The organism is Pseudoalteromonas rubra (assembly GCF_005886805.2).
GTDB classification, from domain to species: Bacteria; Pseudomonadota; Gammaproteobacteria; order Enterobacterales; family Alteromonadaceae; genus Pseudoalteromonas; species Pseudoalteromonas rubra_D.
This window is the reverse complement of record NZ_CP045429.1, coordinates 1,671,956-1,690,706: the sequence shown is the minus strand read 5'-3', so window position 1 is coordinate 1,690,706 and position 18,751 is coordinate 1,671,956. Positions and strand designations below refer to the sequence as shown.

General features: G+C 49.4%; 16 protein-coding genes. 5 read left to right on the top strand and 11 right to left on the bottom strand.

From position 1 onward, the window contains the following. Positions 1-132 precede the first annotated feature (132 nt). The 6 genes from CWC22_RS07215 to CWC22_RS07190 form a co-directional block, all read right to left on the bottom strand. On the bottom strand, positions 133-1,491 hold the full coding sequence (locus CWC22_RS07215) for a DUF3526 domain-containing protein (RefSeq protein WP_138539023.1): 1,359 nt from the start codon (positions 1,489-1,491) through the stop codon (positions 133-135). Next, on the bottom strand, positions 1,478-2,917 hold the full coding sequence (locus CWC22_RS07210; protein ID WP_138539022.1) for an ABC transporter permease: 1,440 nt from the start codon (positions 2,915-2,917) through the stop codon (positions 1,478-1,480). Before CWC22_RS07210 ends, CWC22_RS07215 begins: the two co-directional genes overlap by 14 nt. 39 nt (positions 2,918-2,956) lie before the next feature. After that, entirely contained in the window at positions 2,957-3,679 is a 723-nt protein-coding gene (locus CWC22_RS07205; RefSeq protein WP_138539021.1) for an ABC transporter ATP-binding protein, read from the bottom strand. Between the two features lie 163 nt (positions 3,680-3,842). Further along, positions 3,843-4,295, bottom strand: a complete 453-nt coding sequence (locus tag CWC22_RS07200) for a hypothetical protein (protein ID WP_010385831.1) — start codon at positions 4,293-4,295, stop codon at positions 3,843-3,845. 9 nt (positions 4,296-4,304) lie between these two features. Then, the gene (locus CWC22_RS07195; protein WP_230090630.1) at positions 4,305-5,570 is read right to left on the bottom strand and encodes an MFS transporter; all 1,266 of its coding nucleotides are present in this window, start codon (positions 5,568-5,570) and stop codon (positions 4,305-4,307) included. 5 nt (positions 5,571-5,575) lie between these two features. Then, the gene (locus tag CWC22_RS07190) at positions 5,576-6,397 is read right to left on the bottom strand and encodes a nicotianamine synthase family protein (RefSeq protein WP_138539020.1); all 822 of its coding nucleotides are present in this window, start codon (positions 6,395-6,397) and stop codon (positions 5,576-5,578) included. 166 nt (positions 6,398-6,563) lie between these two features. On the opposite strand from CWC22_RS07190, the gene CWC22_RS07185 reads away from it, so the two are divergent. After that, positions 6,564-7,736: an efflux RND transporter periplasmic adaptor subunit gene (locus tag CWC22_RS07185; protein WP_138539019.1), complete on the top strand. Its 1,173-nt coding sequence runs from the start codon at positions 6,564-6,566 to the stop codon at positions 7,734-7,736. Next, positions 7,733-10,837 carry an efflux RND transporter permease subunit gene (locus CWC22_RS07180; RefSeq protein ID WP_138539018.1) on the top strand — a complete coding sequence of 1,035 codons (3,105 nt, stop codon included), beginning with the start codon at positions 7,733-7,735 and terminating at the stop codon, positions 10,835-10,837. The genes CWC22_RS07185 and CWC22_RS07180 overlap by 4 nt, the downstream gene beginning before the upstream one ends. A gap of 133 nt (positions 10,838-10,970) precedes the next feature. On the opposite strand, the gene CWC22_RS07175 is transcribed toward CWC22_RS07180, so the two are convergent. The 5 genes from CWC22_RS07175 to CWC22_RS07155 form a co-directional block, all read right to left on the bottom strand. Further along, positions 10,971-13,094 (bottom strand): TonB-dependent siderophore receptor, encoded by a 2,124-nt coding sequence (locus tag CWC22_RS07175; RefSeq protein WP_138539017.1) that lies wholly within the window; start codon positions 13,092-13,094, stop codon positions 10,971-10,973. Positions 13,095-13,287: 193 nt separating this feature from the next. Next, entirely contained in the window at positions 13,288-14,514 is a 1,227-nt protein-coding gene (locus CWC22_RS07170; RefSeq protein WP_138539016.1) for an NAD(P)/FAD-dependent oxidoreductase, read from the bottom strand. A gap of 5 nt (positions 14,515-14,519) precedes the next feature. Beyond that, positions 14,520-15,908 carry an NAD(P)/FAD-dependent oxidoreductase gene (locus tag CWC22_RS07165; protein ID WP_138539015.1) on the bottom strand — a complete coding sequence of 463 codons (1,389 nt, stop codon included), beginning with the start codon at positions 15,906-15,908 and terminating at the stop codon, positions 14,520-14,522. Further along, entirely contained in the window at positions 15,901-16,221 is a 321-nt protein-coding gene (locus tag CWC22_RS07160; protein ID WP_010385820.1) for a 2Fe-2S iron-sulfur cluster-binding protein, read from the bottom strand. Before CWC22_RS07160 ends, CWC22_RS07165 begins: the two co-directional genes overlap by 8 nt. 338 nt (positions 16,222-16,559) lie before the next feature. Next, the gene (locus CWC22_RS07155) at positions 16,560-16,919 is read right to left on the bottom strand and encodes a winged helix-turn-helix transcriptional regulator (protein WP_010385819.1); all 360 of its coding nucleotides are present in this window, start codon (positions 16,917-16,919) and stop codon (positions 16,560-16,562) included. 108 nt (positions 16,920-17,027) lie between these two features. Here CWC22_RS07155 and CWC22_RS07150 point away from each other — a divergent pair, with 108 nt between their 5' ends. From CWC22_RS07150 to CWC22_RS07140, 3 genes are read left to right on the top strand one after another with little or no spacing between them, the layout of a single operon-like run. Then, positions 17,028-17,609: an NAD(P)H-dependent oxidoreductase gene (locus tag CWC22_RS07150; protein ID WP_138539014.1), complete on the top strand. Its 582-nt coding sequence runs from the start codon at positions 17,028-17,030 to the stop codon at positions 17,607-17,609. A gap of 9 nt (positions 17,610-17,618) precedes the next feature. Then, positions 17,619-18,167 carry a redoxin domain-containing protein gene (locus tag CWC22_RS07145; protein ID WP_138539013.1) on the top strand — a complete coding sequence of 183 codons (549 nt, stop codon included), beginning with the start codon at positions 17,619-17,621 and terminating at the stop codon, positions 18,165-18,167. A gap of 22 nt (positions 18,168-18,189) precedes the next feature. Then, positions 18,190-18,747, top strand: a complete 558-nt coding sequence (locus tag CWC22_RS07140) for a carboxymuconolactone decarboxylase family protein (RefSeq protein WP_138539012.1) — start codon at positions 18,190-18,192, stop codon at positions 18,745-18,747. The last annotated feature ends 4 nt before the right edge of the window (positions 18,748-18,751 follow it).

Genomic DNA, 18,751 nt, shown 5'->3' with positions numbered 1-18,751 from the left:
GCGAATTGGATAAATGTTGGAAACAGTCATCCTACTGTGCGTCACCTAATTCGACAACACCCTTTTTCACAAATAATTCATGCTAGCTAAAAGTAAATACGGGCGAATACCGCCCGTATGATTTGAGGAGGGTTAAAGCGGTTTTAGCTGTCGGATCCTGACGATCGACAAGGCAGAAATAGCCAGCACGAATAATGCGCTGATCAGCAATTTCCACAGGCCACTGGCTGCTTCCATCGCCTGCGCTTTAAACAGTGGAAAATCTTCCACATCTTGACGTGTCACTGGCTTATCAAAAAACATAAAGTCATAGAAAAAATGACGCATGGCACGGTGGTAGTCAGCCACCTGTTGCCGGTACTTCAGCTGATAGCCGCTACTGGTATGGGCCAGTTCATTCAGCGAAAGCTGAAAGAACAAAGCCGGAGACAACACACTCAGTGTTTGCAACCGGGCCTGGCGAGCCTGATTATTCTGGATATGCTCTTCAACAAGAGTCTGCACCGCCAGATCGCTCATATGCTGCTGCGCATAATACCATTTCCAGTCGAATGCCTCGCCCAGAGGCGCGGTATTCTGCCACGGTGTTTCGTGCGTCAGAAATTCGTCCAGCGTGGCTTGCTTGTCCTTGTCCCAGCCATCGTTGAGTGTCATGCGCTGTTGCAGTGTGATCTCTAGTGGCGCATCGCTTTGGTACTGACCAGACAAATACAAGTGCACAGCCCCGGGGATCAGCAGCGCCAGTACCACCCAGCTACTCAGATAAGCCAGACTATTCACCACACTGTTTTTACCAAAACTCATGATTAAAGTTGCCAGTGCAAACCAGAACACCATATACAAACTGGTCGCCCCCAGCACTATCCAGAACAAGCCATCAAACGGCAAAGACAATATCAGTGCAGCGCTGAGTAGCAAGGTAACCACCAGCAACCAGATAACCATAAAGCGCAGCGCAATCTGCTTGGCAAGTAGCCCAAATGCGCTGTTAGGCAGCGCGTTAAGCAATCGCCAGCGGCCCGCATGTTGCTCGTCTGAGATCAAAGTCACCGTTAATATGCCTATCACCAGAGGCAGAAAATAAACCAGCACAAAGCCCAGATCCAAGCCTCCTGCCCGTTGCTGAGCCGGATTGACAATCTCACGATTGAAAATCTGGCTTTGCAATGCCGTTGCGCGAATTTTCGTGGCCACCATAGACGACGGGGTCTCGCCTACAAACAAAGCGGCCCAGGGGCTCAACTTCCACTCAGTCGGGGCACTGGCATAGTACGCCAAAGATCCCGCAGCGGGCAGCGTTTCACGGCTGTTAACATGTTCCCGCTCTTTTTGAAACACCACCATAGATTTATACTGGTCGATGCGTACCGACTTATAACCAAGTGCTCCCTGGTAGATGGCAAACACCCCCGAAATGATAAATAACACCAAAACCAGTTTGTTAATGGTGCCAGCAAACAAACGCTTGCATTCGAGTTTAAACAGCAGCATAGATCCTCCTCTGCATCCCGTTTGAGTTCAGGAAAATAAACAGGGCAATAACCGCCAGCAGCGGCAAAGCCCAGGCCAGAGAAAACGCGCTCAATGACCAGCTCAGCTTCGGCAAGGTGTAATGAAACGCATCAAACTCCTGCCAATAGGATTTATCAACCCGCTGTGCTCTGTCATCGTGATGATGGATCTCATGAGTGTGTAACTTATTTAATTTTTGAATACGCGCGTATCGGTGCGCTTCAGCTTGCTGCTCAAAATCCAAAAAGTGTCGGGTATCTGTCCGGGTCAATGCCATTGAAAAATCGCGCACAAACAAATAGGGATTGATCCAATAAAACTGACTGACAAACTGGCGTTGCGCGTCAAATTGTGCGACTTGCTGCTGATAATGCTTCTTGTAAATCTCGGCATTGAGCTTTTCACCTTCCTGCATCACCAACCCTTTGTAGTTAACCGGTAACTCCTCGACTGAAGATACGCCATACTTTTTCAGGGTTTCTTCGCGGAATTTACTGAAGTAGGGGTCGTCCGGGTTGTGACTGTCTCCGACTTTACGGTTGTCCAGCTTAATGGCCAGATCAAAGTCATTGCGTTTTTGATGTGGATACTGATGATGGGCAAATTCCGCCAGCATACGCGGCATCAATATGGTCAGAATAAACCAGATTGACGTCAGCAGTATGAGCGCTTGCTTAGGGGCTTTCACCAGGCTTGAAATCAACAGGGTTACTGCGATCCAGAACAGGCAATATAGCAGGTAAGCCCCAAATAACAGCAACAGCCTGAGTGGTGCTTCTGCCGAAAACTGAGCGCCGGTACCGGCGGCAAGGCCCAGAGCCAGAACAAACACAGGTAAGATAAACACCACAGATACAAACAGGTAGCTAAGGCTTTTACCGGTGATCAACTCACGAAACGACACGCCCATAGACATAAGCTGTCTGAGCGTGCCACTTTTTTGCTCTCCACTGACGCTGGCAAACCCCAGCGCAATAATCAGCAGTGGCCAGATGATCAGCAAAATGTTGGCACTACTGAGCTCGGAAAACCGTAACAAGGTGCCGCCATCCTGATCGTTGGCAAAATTGGCGCTGTTTTGTTTATGCGCCTCCAAAAAGATACTGTCACCCACCCAGGCATTCACACCCAGATCAAAAAAGCTAAGCGCACTGGGAGGACGGAACGCAAAGTGACCAAAATGCGCCACCCGATGAGGGTGCCTGTCTGGTTGTGCATTCCATTGTTGCTCGACAATTTCCTGCGCTTTAGTTTGGGTATGCACGCTGTGTTGGTATTGCTGCCAGCCAGTAAATAAGGCAATCGCCAGTAATAACTGGATCATCAAAAAGAGCAGCCACAGGCTGGGACTTTTGCGTTTACTGGCCAATTCATGGCGACAGATCTGCATTATTTTATTATTCATAGATAAGACAATTCCTGTTTAAACATCGACGTTGCAGCATTAGCTGGCTGCACGTATCGCCGTTTTCCCTGAAATAAGTTCGTGATAGGTGGTTTCCAGGCTGCTCAGCGGCAACTTGTTGTTATCCAGCAGGGTCAGCAGTTTGCCTTTATCCATAATGCCGATTTTGTCGGCCAGTGTATGCGCGCAGTAAAAATCGTGTGTCACCATCAAGATAGCAGCGCCCTTTTTTGCCAGTCGCTCGATAATGCGGATAAATTCCAGCGTCGCACTGGGATCCAGTCCGGATGTCGGCTCGTCCAGCAGTAACACTTTGGCCTGGCGCATAATCGCAAAGGCGATACCAACCTTTTGCCGCATGCCTTTTGAGTAGTTTTTTAACGACTGTTTACGGGCATTTTGTTCCAGCCCGGTTTCATCGAGCGCCGCATGGATCTGTGCCTCATTAACGGACAGTCCCGACAGGCTCGCCAGATACTTCAGGTTATCAATGGCATTGAATTCCTGATACAAATTAACCTGCTCAGGCAAGTACACCAGCTTATCTTTACAACTGGCTCCCTGATGCACATCCACTGAATCGATCAATGCCTGACCACTGTCAGGCTGTAAAAAATTGAGAAAGATATTCAGCGTGGTGCTTTTCCCCGCGCCATTGGCACCCAGCAGACACATTATCTCGCCCTGCTCGACTTTAAAGCTCAGTTCGCTGATCACCTGTTTATCTGCAAATGATTTGGTTAACTGTATGGCTTCTAACACAAATAGTACTCCCTGATACAATAAAAACCGCGCACGCCGTGTTGTCTAGATAAAGACCTGAACACTAAGCATGGGCGGTTTGGTAAGACGTAATCAACGTCACGTTTAGTTATAACATAACACCAATTAACTAAATAGGAACAGTTTTTATTTCCCTGAGGTATTAACCTATTGGTACCAAAAAGCTCGCAGTCCCAGTAAAAGCGCCGCCTTCAACGTGGATCTGACCATTCTTGTAATACACGAGATTATCAGACAAACGCTTTTTACAGTGCTTAGGGAAGAAGCCTTCAAAGCGAACCTCTTCGGTTGTATTGATAGTGCGCTTGAATTTAATGTCGAGATCTCTGAGGTAGACTTCCCCCACTTTTTCGGTCAGCTGGTTGTCCCAACAGCCGTAAATAATGCCAAGCTGAGAGATCCAGATCATGGCACTTTGCGCACTGAAATGAAAACGGCCATCTCCGGGCATTTGAAAATGCTCAACATTAATGCGACCGTCAATATAACCGGGCTCTAAAGAGACGGAACTAAACGACATACGCTCCTCACGCCAGCCATTTTCGAGATAGTCTGACATATAGGCTCGTTGCTGCGCTTGAGTAAGTTGAATCATGGTTAATCCTTACTTTGATGTGGTTGGGCTGGTTGTTTGAATTTGGGAATGGACATCGCGTGTCGACATAAACAGTGTGTTGCATATGGCAGTCCCTAAGCCTATGACGACCAGGCAATACCAGGCCAGATCATCACTTAAGCTGGCATAATCGAATGCCACTCCCACCACAGCGCTGCCTGCTATCAATCCGACTCCGGCAAACAAATAGAAAAATCCGTAGTGTGTGGCAACCGACTTATCCTTTGCCAGCACCGAAATCTGGCTCATGATAAAAGGAAAGCTCACCATAGTGCCAAGCGTAAACAGGACAGCAAGCAGGCTCATTGGCAGGTAATACAATACACCGCCCTGGTAGGGCCAGGTCGGGATCAAGGTGGCGAAAGACAGCCCCATCAGGGCTATGCCGATACTGATCCACTGATCAGGAGACAGAAAACGCTCGCACAGACGCGTGACCGGAAATTGAAAACAAATAGAGATAAGTGCACACAAGGTCAGTACCCAGGCGACATCTCCGGGTGCACCTGATTGATTGACGATATGTAACGGGATAGCAAATGAGATCTGATTAATCAACATAAAGTAGCCCGACATAATCAGCGAAAAAGTGATGAATGTGCGGTTGCCCAGCACACCTGCAATCATGGCCGATACGCCGCCTTCTTTTGAGGTTTCCTTTACCGACGCATTGCTCGTTTTAGCCTGTTTACCCGGCAACAGCACGGTAAACAGTAACGCAAACACCGCGAAAGGTAACGCCGACACCACACATAACACGTCAAAGCTGACACTCAAAAGCAATAAGCCGCACACCGGACCCAGTAACTCACCGCCATTTCTGGCCACGCCTACCAGCGCAAACATTTGCGCACGACTCAGCTCTGTTTGTTTAGAAAAATAAGACTGTGCAGCAGGCGTAAACAAGGCACCAGCAAACCCGGTCAGAAAAGCCGCTAAGAACAGCACTTCTGTGATCTGAGAGAACAGAAACAGGCAAAATCCAAGTGCCCGAAGTAAACACCCGATCACTATCAGCTTCTTCACCCCAAACAAGTCGGCCAGCAGACCGCCAACCAAAAACAATCCTTGCTGGCAAAAAGAGCGCACACCCAAAACCAGTCCAACCAGGGTGGCGCTCAGCAGCAAGTCTTGTTTAAGGTAACCCGCTAAAAATGGGATAAGCATGTAAAAACCAAGATTAAACACAAAGGCTGCGATGAGCATCCAGCGGTATTCCGCGCTGAGCCTCAGATAAGAGGTAACTATCGACATATCAGCTAAACCGGTTTGTGTGCAATCAAAATAGAATGAAAGTTATCGGCGTAGGTCTGGATCTTCAGTTTCAGCTGAAATGGTGCCAGCCCGGCCTCATCTACACTCGGATATAACAAGGTGCGCAGGTTAAAAGCAGTGCGGACCACCAGTTGCGCCCCTGGGCGCATTTGCTCATATAAGTGCGCAATAATTTTATCTTTGAGCTGCGCATCTCCGACCAAGGCGGCGAGCCAGATCACATCGTACTGGGCCAGATCTGCCTGTTCACAGATATCATTGTGGATAAAGTCCATCTGATTATCAGCCGACAACGCGCCGCAGACTTGCTTACCAAGCAACAGATCATCCTGCTGAATATCAAGGTTATCAACCTGTAACCCTGCGTTATACAAAGCCATAGAAGTCAGTGGTAATGCACCGGAACCCACCATCAGGACCCGTTTTACCGGCTCATCCGCCAGCGAATTAATGGCGTTAATTTCCAGACCCGTGGCGCGTTGATAGTGCTTGAAGTACGGATACTCCTCACGCTGTACCTGCTCAGGTGCATCGCTGTTAACAATGCGCTCCGCCCAGTGTCGCTCGTACATACTGGAAGCCAGGCTAAACAAGTGCTGGATCTGAGGTTTAATAGCCTTAATTTTGGCTTGTGCCAGAACCTGCTCAGCAAACTCACTGCCGTGTTCATTGGATAGTAAACCCAGAAAACGATCAAAGACGGCCATGGTTTGGGCGTTGATGGTCAGCGTTTCCATGCTATGAATTTGTTCATAAACGTCCACAATTTGCGAGGCGTGGATCCCTACGTGATTCGCGATAGTCATAAGTAAGTCACTGCTGTACTGTTCCGATTTTATGTTATAACATAACTCATGGGTTATTTATGTGTAAACCACTTTATTCAACAATTTTTAGTTAAGTGAGTCACTTAATAAAATTACGAAACAATTAATTTACGACGAAAGTTAAGTGACAAGCAGGGAAATTACCATGGACACAAATAAAAATAAGTCTTTTTATCATCTACTTAAGCATCGTTCTGTTGCCCTGCTCCTGGTCCTGTTTATGGGCAGTTCAGCCTGTGTTGCTTTAGTTACGCTCGCTAAACCCCATAAAGAGGATCAGGTTCAGCAAGCCGTGCTGCCAAAAGTATCGAGTACAGCCTTGATACCCACAGATCATCAAACCACGTTAAACTTGTCAGGGGTCTTAAAACCAGCCGAGCAAACAGACATTGCCTTTGAACTCCCGGGCAAAATTGCCTGGCTCAACGCCGGATTCATTGAAGGTGGGATTATAAAAAAAGGGGACGTGCTGGCCAGGCTTGACCCATTTGATTATCAAACTCAGTTACTCAATAAACAGGCAGAGCTTGCACTGGCGCAGGCTCGTTTGTCTGAGCAAATTGCATTGGCTGATGTGGCAAAAAAAGAATGGGCTGCCACTGCACATGTCACCGACCTTGCACTCAGAAAACCTCAGGTTGCCAGCGCCCGGGCGCACCTAAAAGCAGCGGAAGCAGAATTGGCACAGGCCCAAAAGAACCTGGCACGTACTCACTACTACGCCCCTTACGATGCATTGGTTGCAAAACGCGATACCGGCCTTGGTCAGGTTATTCAGGCAGGTCAGCCACTTGGCCAGCTGGTCAACCTAAGTTATGGTGAACTGCATGTGCCCGTCGCTCAGTTTGACCAGCCTTTTTTGCCACCCCTGCCAGCAGCAGATGTCAGGATAGCAGCTGGAAACAACCAGCGCACCGGCACACTCACGCGCCATACCGGCCTGCTCAGCGATACCACCCGAATGGCCTACTATGTGATCAGAATAGACGACCCCTATGCACTGCACAGCACTTTGTCTGCCGTACACTTTGGGCAGTTTTTACAGGCTGAAATAGCCGGTATCACACTCAAAAACGTCCTGAAAGTACCTCAGGAATGGGTTAAAAACGACACGCTCTGGTTACTAAGCCCGGAGCAAAAGCTACTGAAATATTCCGCTAACGTGCTGCGCAGAGAGCACAACAGTGTGCTGATCAGTGCACCACCCCACTCAGATTATCAGCTGGTCACTCAACTACCTGATTATCCGCAAACGGGTATGCAAGTGCGCGCCTCTGCCCCACATACCCAGCTGGCTGTTAAAGGAGACAAGCAATGAGCCAGCCAAGTAAACTGATCGGCTATTTTGTTCATCACCCGGTCGCCGCGAACCTGCTGATGCTGTTTATCGTTTGCATGGGTTTGCTGAGCTATCAGGGGATCCAGAGACAAACCTTCCCTGTCTCCGACAACAATAAAATTATTGTCACTGCCACCGAGCTGGGCGCATCGGTCAAAGAAGTAGAAGAAAATATACTGCTTAAGATTGAACAGGCACTCAAACCTCAGGTCGGCATTAAACGCCTCACCAGCCAGGCAACGCCGTCGCGTGGGCGAGTTGAAATAGAGCTGGAACACGATCAGGTTCTAGCCCATCGTCTTGATGAAATCAAAATGAAGCTGGATGCCATTGCCACCTTTCCACCCGCCATGGAGCCACTGCAAATTGTTGAGCGCGCACAGCGTCAGCGCGCGCTGAGCGTTGTGTTATCCGGTCCGGATAACCCACTCGAACTGAGAAAGCTCGGAAATGAATTAAAAGAAGAGTTACTGCAACTTGAGGGGATTGCACACGTCGATCTCTCGGCCATTCCCGATTATGAAGTCGCGATTGAGCTGTCACCACTTCGATTACGAGAATACAATCTCAGCCTGTCAGATGTAGTGCGTGCAATTCAGACACAGGCCGATAATGTGTCAGCTGGTGAAATAAAAACCGCGCGCGGTAACATCTACCTCAGACTGGCACAACGAGGCTATCAGGGCTCAGCCCTGGCCAGCACACCCGTTATCACTGGCCCTTTAGGTGAAACTGTACAATTGCGCGATATCGCAACCATCAAAGATGGATTCCGTGAAACCCTGGATGCCGGGCGCTTTAATGGTGAACAGGCAGTGTACATCATGGTTCTGGCGGCCAAAGAACAGTCACTGACCGATGTCGTTGCTCAGATTAAAGCCTATGTTGACTACAAAAGTCAGGCACTGCCTGAGCACATCAACATCTACGAGTTTGTTGATGTGACCTTCTACTTGCAGGGTCGCCTCAATATGATGCTGGAAAACCTCGCTCAGGGTGCCATTCTGGTGTTTATCGTGCTCGCCGTATTTTTGCGTACCCGACTTGCTATCTGGGTGATGCTGGGCCTGCCGGTTTCCATGCTGGGTGCTTTCTGGCTGATGCCGCTATTCGGGATCACCATGAATCTGGTGTCCTTATTTGCTTTTATCATGGTGCTGGGTATTGTTGTGGACGACGCCATAGTAATAGGCGAAAGCGTCTGCGAGGAAGTTGAGTCAAATGGCCACTCTCCACAGCAGGTGATAAGAGGAGCACAAAAAGTGGCTATGCCGGCCACCTTCGGCGTACTGACCACCATCGCCGTCTTTATGCCCTTTATGTTCAGCAGCGGTCCTAACTCAGGACAGTTCATAGCCATCGCTGGTGTGTGTATTTTATGCCTGTTTTTCAGCTTAATTGAATCTAAGCTCATCTTGCCTGCACACCTGGCTGCAACGCGTTTACCGCCCAAGCCAGCTGAGCACTGGCGCAATCGCTTTAACAGCAAACTTCAACAACTGCTGAACAACCATTATGCCCCGTTACTCAAGCACTGTATTCACTATCGCTATGCGGTCATCGTTGGATTTATGTGTTTGCTGGTTCTGGCAATTTGTCTCATCATCAGTGGTTTATTGCGCTTTACGCCCGTTCCAAAAGTACCTCATGATTATCCGTCAATTAATATTCAGATGGATCACAGTGTGTCTGAAGCACACACCCTGGCCGCCGTTGAGCAAATAGAAACCCTGATTAATCGTGTTGAGCAAGATATCCGAACCCAGACCGGTAAGCCTATGATGGACGTGATGTATACCCGCATCGATCACCTGACGGAGGCCGAAGTAGTCGTTCCTCTGGTGCCAGAAGCAGAGCGCCCGTTTGATACCTTTGAACTGGCCAGACGTTGGCGGGAACAGTTACCTGATATACCTGGTGTAAAAAAGCTGACCATAGAATCTGATGTGATCGACATTGCTGAGAAAACGGATCTGGAGTACCGCCTGTTTGCCAGCGATGCTGAAACCCTTTATCAGGCCAGCCGGGCAATGATCGACAAACTGAATAGGATCAGCGGTGTTCACAGCGTCTACTCCTCGCTTGATAGTGCACAGACTGAGTATCAGATCCAACTTAAGCCACTGGCGTATCAGCTTAACCTGAGCGCAAAAGACGTTACCCGACAAGTGGGGGCGCGATTCTATGGGCTTGAAGTGCAGCGCGTCATGCGTGAAGGTCAGGAAGTCGTTTTCAAGGTGCGAGGTGCACAGGCAGACCGTCAGCAATTGAGTGCCCTCAACCACACGCTGATCACTTTGCCAAATGGCGAGCAGGTGTTCTTTGGCGATGTGGCGCGTACCATTGAAGTACCCGGCTTTTCGAGCATCAGTCGTGAGCAGGGCTATCAGGTCGCTACCATCAGTGCCAATGTAGACGAACAATACACAAGTATCGCCCACGTAACCGAACACATAGAGTCACAGCTGCTGAGCGAACTGACTCAGGCCCACCCAGGGTTAACTACTCAGCCCGGCGTCACACTGCAAGCACAGCGACAAGAACAAAGTCAGGTACTGGTTTTTGGTCTGGTTGGGTTACTGGTCGTCTATTGTTTGCTCGCACTGCCGCTGCAAAACTATCTGCAACCTGTCCTGGTCATGTCAGTGATCCCCTTTTCCGTGGTCGGCGCACTGTGGGGACATTATCTGCTTGGCTATAGCCTGAGCATGATGTCAGTCTTTGGTATTGTTGCGGCAGCTGGAGTGGTGATCAATGACTCCCTGATCATGACGGATGTGATCAACCGCCACAGATCAGCAGGCCTGGATATCAAAACTTCGGTTATCCGCGCTGGTATTAGTCGCTTCCGGGCCATCTTGCTCACCTCACTGACCACCTTTTTGGGGCTGGTACCCATTATGTTTGAGTCGAGCCTGCAGGCGCAATTTGTTATCCCAACGGCCATATCATTGAGCTTTTCAGTGTTGTTTGCAACCGGGGTAACACTGATTATGGTGCCTTGTATGTATGTGATGCTCGAAGATATTAAAGGGGTGTCTGGCTCCTTGCTGAGACCAATCAGGCGTCTGTTGGCCTAGCATCAAAAAGCCCGGCAATCAGTGCCGGGCTTTTTCTATTCAGGCTTTAAAAAAGCAGAATTCTAAAAAAAAAATGTGCCCAGGCAGGGAGCACCGGGACACATTAAACGACTCAAAAGGTCTGTGGGCAAAATTAGAACTGATATGAGGTCGACACTAGTACCTTACGCGGCTCACCCGGCTGCACCCACATCTGAGAATATGAGTTGGTGAAGTGCTTGCGATCAAAGGCGTTATGTACCTGCGCCTTTACCGACCAGCGATCGTTGATTGCATACTCTGCAAACAGGTTCACAGTAACGTAGGAAGGCAGGTAGAAATCAGTACCACGCTGGCCCAGTCGCTCATCCACATACTGAGCCCCCACACCCGCTGACAAAGCATTACCAAATACCGAATATTGCTGGCTCAGCTGAATGCTGGCTGCATTCTCAGGGATGTTTACCAGGTCGTCGCCTTTTTTAATGGCAACACCCAGGCCGGTATCAATGGAATCTTTATCAACCTGTGCATCCAGGTGAGTAAATGAGAACTGGATCTGCGCATCTGCCGGTAACTGACCGACCACGTCCACCTCAATGCCCTCGCTTGTAGCCTGACCAATGGCAGCACTAAAGCCTGGGTTATTGATATCAGCAACAATGATGTTGGTCTGCTCACTGTCAAAATAGGCCAGCGTGATATCGAGGTTATTGTCGAGCAGAGACCACTTACTGCCGAACTCAATTGACTCACTCTGGTTCGGATCGAAGCCATCCCCTTTGTAGTCAGTACCAAAGTTCAGACGGTAACCTTCGCCATAGGTTGAGTACAGTGACCAGTTATCACTGAACTGATAGACCAGACCCAGCTGCGGACTAAAGTGTTGCTCAGACTGATCTGCGCTCTGCATTCTGATCTTGTCGTCTGTGGTTTGTTTCAGCCAGTCAAAACGACCGCCAATACGCACCTGAAATGCGTCCGTCAGCGCTATCTGATCCTGGATATAAAAACCGGTTGCCCATTGGTTTTGCTGGCGCACAATCACCGGGGTCGGCGTCGGTGGTGTATGCTGACCATACACTGGCTGATGAATATTGATGGCATAAAGCTGTGCATCGGTTGGGTTGGTGCTAAGTGCTGGTGCGCGGGCAACCCGATAGTCTCTGTCAAACTCAAAACGGTCATAGTCAACACCTACGATGATGTGGTGCTTGATTGAGCCTGTCGTGACATCCCCTGCCAATTCAAACCGTGCCACATATTGGTCGGTATCATAAGCGCGCTGTCTGTGCTGACGCGTCAGGGTCTGAAAATCTAAGTAAAGCTTTTGTCTGGACGGCGCAATATCAGCATCGCTTGACAGACTGTCCAGCTCAGTTTGTCTATATGCCAGTGCAGAGCTAAGCTGCCAGTCACTGTTCAGGTCGTACAACCAGTTAAGCTGATGGCCATGTACCATAGTCGTTGTCGGGCCATCACCCGGCTCGCCCAGGAAACGCTCGATGGGCATAAAGTCAAAGTTGCCATTTGGTGCGATGATACCGCGGTCAAACGGGATTTCCTGCTCGGCATACTCAAAGTCATAATGCCAGGTTGAGTCGGCACTTTGGTCGAACACGAATGATGCCATCACGCCATGCTTTTGTGTTTCTATGGTGTCACGGAAGCTGTCTTCTTCCTGATAGAAGCCAATAAAGCGACCAGCGACCGACTCAGACAACACCGCATTCACGTCACCTTCCAGGCGGCGATGGGCGCGGCTGCCCGCTGTCAGTTCAAATTCGCTGGAAGACTGGAAAGTCGGCTTTTTGGTTACCAGGTTAATTGAGCCACCCGGCTCACCACGGCCAAACAAGGCCGCTTTTGGACCCTTAAGCACTTCAACCCGCTCAATACCCGAAATATCACGAGGGCCAGAGAATCCACGGCCCGCATTAAATCCATTAACCAGATAACCACTGGGCACATTCTCATCACCGAAGAAGCCGCGGATCGCAAAGCTATCCCACAGGCCACCCAGGCTATTTTGGCGACTGACCGACGCCGACATATCCAATACCTGAGTTAATCCTGTCACACCGGCTTGTTCAATTAATTCAGAGTCGAACTCGAACAAAGATTCTGGTGATTGCAAATGTGTAAAGTCACCACGGTAGGCCTGGCGCTCGCCGGTTACTTCAATTTTTTCAATAGTACTGTCAGCAGACACGGAAAACGCCGCAGCGAGAGACAAAGAGAGTACACTTAAACGACACGCAGAGTGTAAGGGTTTCATTATCAGTCCTTCATTATGATATATTATAACAACTATGCGCGGGGACTGTACCACGAATGCAGCCAGGTGTTAAGGTGTAATCAATGAAGTTTTTATACTGATTATTACTTTTATTTTTATTAATTAAATCGCAATAAATAGAGTGAGTTCAGGTACATCCTTGCACCCAATTCCTCTTCCCTGTTAATCGGTTTTAACCAGCCTTTTGCTCCGCCTCTTCAAAGCGCTCGACACTAAACGGCGTCAGATCCAATGACGGTGTTTTACCCATAATCAGTTCAGTCATCAGCTGACCCGTGATAGCCGATGTCAGAATACCGGTACGGAAATGGCCACAAGCATTAAGGTAACCTTCTACCCCTTCGACCGGACCAAGGATTGGCAACTCATCCGGTGTCCCCGGACGTAACCCAGCCCAGCAACGCTTGATGCTCGACTCTTTTAATATCGGCAAACACTTCATCGCCCCCTGCGACAGCTCCTGAATTTTGTCCAGGCTATTGGTGGTATCAAAGCCTTTTTCTTCTGTCGATGAACCGATCAGGATTTCGCCGTTGTCCTTTTGTGCAATGTAACAGTCACTGGTACTGATACAGCCGTTCATGATCTTTGGCATGCGCTCCGACAGCACGATTTGTCCTTTCACCGGATACACCGGCATAGTACGACCAGTGGCTTGCTGATATAACTCGTTGGCCCAGGCACCGGAGGCATTGATCAGGGTATCGCAGAAAAAAACTTCATCGCTCGTTTTCACCCCTTCCACAACATTGCCGTTGCGGATCACCGAGGTGACTTCAGTATTCAGATACAAAGACACCCCATTTTGACGTGCGCCTTCCAGATAAGCGTCGACCAGCCGATACGGATTTACCTGGTGATCACAAATAAAATCAATGGCACCGATGGCATCGTCGGTCACATAAGGCTCTTCTTTTTTGAGTTGCTCGGCGTCCAGCCAGCGTACCTGATCGGCCAGGTGAGGGATCCCCTGAGTGATCTGCTCGGCGTACAACCTGTCTTCTTCGTTGTACATGATAAATTTCAGCCCAGTGCGCTCAAATTTGAAATCAACATCGTGCTTCTCCAGCATCTCCTGATGCAATGCCGGATACATGTTGTTAGACGTCAAAGCAAACTCAAAAAAGCAATCCGGCAACTGGTGCGGACGCATGACCGGCACTTCCTTACCTTGTGCCTCACTGTGCAATTTAGAAAGAGTTTTAAAGAAAATAACCCCGCATCCAAGACCAACCGACTCACCAATGGCCCACAACCCGCCGGCTGACGCGCGCGACGCATTGCCAGGTTTTTTTAAATCAATTAATGCGATTTTTAAATCTGTATCGCGACTCAAAAAGTATGCGCACGCCGCACCCACTGCACCGCCACCAGCGATGACAACATCATATTTTTTCATTGTGTTCATTCCATTAAGGTAAAGGGGATAGGATCAAGGGGAAAACGTGGTTTGATCACGCCAATATTCTCTGTCAGACCTGCCTGATGCAGGTAGTCCAGCGCGTAGGAACTACAGGTTTTCCCCTGGCAGTCACCCATACCAATGCGGGTTCGCATCTTCAGGCTCGTGATGTCTTTAACGCCTTGCGCAATGGCCTCATCCAGCTGCTCTTTGCGTACTTGCTCACAGCGGCAAACCACGGTCTGTGGCTGCGCCAGAGACAATAAGCCGGGTTGACGATCCGAGAACCGGTCAAAGCCAAAACGGAATTTTTTAATCCGCGCCAGCTTGTTGTTAACTTTTGTAGCCCGTGAGAACAGCTCAGATTCTGTGATCTTTCCACACTGCCAGGCCAGACGTAATGCCGCCAATTGACCTTCACAAATGGCAGCATCAGCCCCCAGCAAGCCATTACTGTCGCCCACTACAAAAGCACTGTGATTCTGGCTTTGATGCCACTCATCCAGTGCAGGCACATAACCACTGACTTTACTATAGGTGTGTTCCAGGCCCAGTAACATAGCAAGCTGGGTCCGTGCCACGAATCCGTACCCCACCCCAATGGCATCGACTGCCACCTGCTCAGCCAGGTCACGTTGAGGTCGCCACTGGCTATCGTATGGCGCAACATGAATACTGCTAAGCTGTTCCTCGCCCTGCGCACTGACAATTCCCCAACCATATTTGAACGGGATTTTGTGTTTTTTGAGGTAACTCATCATGCTCATGCCCGACAGCGTTAACTTGGGCTTATTAAGCAAAGCAACGGCCTCTTTTGCCAGCTTGGCAAATGGGCTGGCTTCATACACGCCAACTACATCAACACCGGCTTTATGCAACTGGCAGGCGACCAGAGGTAATAAAGGCCCGGTGCCCACCAAGGCCATGCGCTGCCCCGGTCTGACCAGACCACTTTTAAGCTGTAGCTGCACACCGCCCAATAACATAACGCCGGGTAACTGCCAGCCAGGAAACGGAACGCTGCGCTCGTGACAACCGGTTGCCAGGATCAGATGCCCATATGGTTGACGACTCAATCCCGAGTCATCACTAAGTAAAAGTTGATTACTGCCTTCCGGGCCAAGCACCCGGGTCTGCGTTTTGACTTCAATGGATTCTCGGTGCGCCTGATAGCGGGTTTGCAATGCCGTCATGGCGCGCTTCAGGTTGTCATCCAGGTGCGGCAATGAATCCGTCTTGCGCAGCGGCCCGCGATATATCACCCCACCCAGCTTAGGTGCTTCGTCAATGATCACTGACTTTAAGCCATGACATGCTAATTCAGCTGCCGCAGCAGTCCCCGCAGGACCGCCACCGACGATCACCACTTTGTCGTGCGTCTGGCTAGTCATGCTTGATCCCCTCTTCTTTGAAGCGGTTGGTCAGGGTTTCAACTGACATGTGTGGCTTAACTAAGGTCTGGCAGGCGCGTTGCTTGTGTTTGGCATTGATCTTAACCTGGCAACAATGGCATACCCCCATGCCACAGTAGGCACCTGATGCAACATTGCGGTCGTTTTCCATCACTTTGGCATAGTTGGCGGCAAGTAAAACCGACAACACGGTTTCCCCTTCACAGGCCTCAACAGATTGATCATCGACGGTAATTTTAAAATTGCGCGAAGGCAGAGGCGTAATGTCTCGGGTGCGCTTAAGTGGTTTCATAACTTGTCTCTCTCATGTAGTGATACATCATCGAGCGCAGCATGTACGCTTGATATACAGGACAGGTAAGAGCCAGTGACGTTGAGGGTAACTTGAAATGATAATTAAAAGTTAACTACTAAAAAGTGTACAACCGTTTTCCCGGTTCCTTTCGCTCGTCTATGCCCTATTTCAGGCACATTCAGCTCATTTCCTGTGAACGAGAGAAGATTAACCCGGAATAAACAATTAAGCTATATTTATTTACATTGAATAAACAAAAATTGATCTGGATCCGGGCATGTCGCTTTTTTATGCACTCCCTGATGACTTGCTCATCGCCAGTTCATGCTTTTCTCTTAGTCGAGTTGGTGAGATTCGGACCAGACTCGCAGTTGCTCCAGAATATGCAGTGCTGAGCGGCCAAACTCGGTCAGCTCATACGTGACTGCCACTGGCCGTTCATTAACAACCGTACGTAGCACCATGCCCTGGGATTCCAGCTCTTTGAGGCGCTGATCGATCATCTTTTTGCTGGCACCACCGAGCATTCTGGCCAGATCGTTAAATCTCACCGGCTCATCTTTAAGATGATAGATGATAGATCCCGTCCATTTTCCACCAATGAGACGCATGCCTTTTTCGATGGCACAAGGCTCCAGACACGCATTTAAAACTTTTTTTCTTCCCTTACTATCTGTTTTAACAACACTTTCCACAGTCAGGACTCCAAAATCAGGGTGGTTACCAAAAGTAAACTAATTGAATAAAGGTCACAGGTTACTATTATAAACCACGATAGCAATTAAGCCTACCGGAGAATCAACATGAACAAAGCCCTGATCATTAACGCACATCAGTACTACCCCTTTTCTGAAGGGAAACTCAATGCCACGCTGGTTAATAGTATGGTCTCTCACCTGACTACCAAGGGATACGAAACCCGAGTGGTAACAATGGCTGAACCACTCGACATTGAGCACCAACTAGATCTGCACCGCTGGGCTGATGTCGTGATCCTGCAATCCCCAATTAACTGGATGGGTCTGCCCTGGTCATTTAAAAAGTATATGGACGAGGTGTATACCGCAGGTATGGGGGGGGCGCTGTGCAATGGCGACGGACGCTCAGCCGACCAGCCTAAAGCCAATTACGGACGAGGTGGAACGCTTAGCGGCACCCGTTACATGCTCTCCGTCACCTTTAATGCACCAAAGGAGTCGTTTAATGACGTGAATGAGTTTTTTGAGGGTAAAAGCGTGGACGACTTGCTGCTCCCGGCCCATATGAACTTTAAGTTCTTTGCTATGCAGTCTATACCTACGTTTAGCTGCTTCGATGTGATGAAAAATGCAGACATAGAGGGCGACCTTGCGCGCCTCGACACCCATTTAAACACCTACTTTTAAGGACGCACCATGAGCCACACTAACCAGTACACTCAAAAACTGCACCCCGGCAGCCCATTTCCGGACATCCAGGTTAATCTGGCCGATGGGCGTACGCGTCACCTGGCGCAGGCCAATAATGCTGGCAGGTGGCAGCTGGTACTGATTTATCGGGGTCGACACTGCCCGTTATGCACGCGTTACCTCAATAAACTGGAACAATTCAAGGAGCAGCTGGCTGATATCAAAGTCGACATAGTTGCGGTATCCGGAGACAGCCTGGCACAACTGCAAAGCCACAGCGAGCAGCTCAACGTATCGTTTGCGCTGGGGTATGGTCTGCACCTTGCGGACATGAAAACCCTGGGCTTGTTTATTTCTGATCCCCGATCAGCTCAGGAAACCGATCATCCCTTTGCCGAGCCTGGGCTCTTTGTGGTCAATGAAGCCGGAAACATTCAGGTGACAGATATTTCTAACAACCCCTTTGTTCGCCCGGATCTGACTTCTTTGGTAAATGGTCTTGGCTGGATCCGGGACCCAGACAACAACTACCCCATTCGCGGTATGCATAACTAACCACCTTTTAACAGGAGCACACATGTTTACTTATTATGAGCCCGACACTGCACCACAAGACTCTAAACCCCTCATGGCGCAATCACTGGCCAGTTTTGGCATGCTGCCCAACCTGCATAAAGTGCTGGCAGAGTCGGCCGTGACCTACAAAGCTTATAACGATACCTTTAACGCTTTTATGCAAGACACCAGTTTGTCGGCCGTTGAACAGCAGGTGGTGTTTATGACCGCCAACTATGAAAATAACTGTCACTATTGTGTTCCCGGTCATACCTGGATGATGAAATCTGCCGGCATGCCCGACGATCTGATTAGCGCACTGCGCGAAGGGACCCCACTGCCAGACAGTAAACTTCAGGCACTGCAGGACTTTGTAAAAGCGCTGCTGGCAAAACAGGGGCATATTGGCGATGACGCGCTGGCAGCCTTTTTGAGTGCCGGATACAGCAAACAGCAAGCACTGGAAGTGCTAACCGGCCTGGCCGCTAAACTCATTTCCAACTTTACCAATGCACTGGCCAAAACCGAACTGGACCCACCGATGCAAGCCTATCAGTGGACCCATCCGGATTCACGTTAATCGT

What these genes read in the sequence shown, in the direction of transcription:
- CWC22_RS07175 (WP_138539017.1), bottom strand. Translation starts at nt 13,094, where the DNA reads ATGAAACCCTTACACTCTGCGTGTCGTTTAAGTGTACTCTCTTTGTCT.
- CWC22_RS07150 (WP_138539014.1), top strand. Translation starts at nt 17,028, where the DNA reads ATGAACAAAGCCCTGATCATTAACGCACATCAGTACTACCCCTTTTCT.
- CWC22_RS07165 (WP_138539015.1), bottom strand. Translation starts at nt 15,908, where the DNA reads ATGACTAGCCAGACGCACGACAAAGTGGTGATCGTCGGTGGCGGTCCT.
- CWC22_RS07200 (WP_010385831.1), bottom strand. Translation starts at nt 4,295, where the DNA reads ATGATTCAACTTACTCAAGCGCAGCAACGAGCCTATATGTCAGACTAT.
- CWC22_RS07195 (WP_230090630.1), bottom strand. Translation starts at nt 5,570, where the DNA reads ATGTCGATAGTTACCTCTTATCTGAGGCTCAGCGCGGAATACCGCTGG.
- CWC22_RS07160 (WP_010385820.1), bottom strand. Translation starts at nt 16,221, where the DNA reads ATGAAACCACTTAAGCGCACCCGAGACATTACGCCTCTGCCTTCGCGC.
- CWC22_RS07215 (WP_138539023.1), bottom strand. Translation starts at nt 1,491, where the DNA reads ATGCTGCTGTTTAAACTCGAATGCAAGCGTTTGTTTGCTGGCACCATT.
- CWC22_RS07180 (WP_138539018.1), top strand. Translation starts at nt 7,733, where the DNA reads ATGAGCCAGCCAAGTAAACTGATCGGCTATTTTGTTCATCACCCGGTC.
- CWC22_RS07210 (WP_138539022.1), bottom strand. Translation starts at nt 2,917, where the DNA reads ATGAATAATAAAATAATGCAGATCTGTCGCCATGAATTGGCCAGTAAA.
- CWC22_RS07170 (WP_138539016.1), bottom strand. Translation starts at nt 14,514, where the DNA reads ATGAAAAAATATGATGTTGTCATCGCTGGTGGCGGTGCAGTGGGTGCG.
- CWC22_RS07140 (WP_138539012.1), top strand. Translation starts at nt 18,190, where the DNA reads ATGTTTACTTATTATGAGCCCGACACTGCACCACAAGACTCTAAACCC.
- CWC22_RS07185 (WP_138539019.1), top strand. Translation starts at nt 6,564, where the DNA reads ATGGACACAAATAAAAATAAGTCTTTTTATCATCTACTTAAGCATCGT.
- CWC22_RS07145 (WP_138539013.1), top strand. Translation starts at nt 17,619, where the DNA reads ATGAGCCACACTAACCAGTACACTCAAAAACTGCACCCCGGCAGCCCA.
- CWC22_RS07190 (WP_138539020.1), bottom strand. Translation starts at nt 6,397, where the DNA reads ATGACTATCGCGAATCACGTAGGGATCCACGCCTCGCAAATTGTGGAC.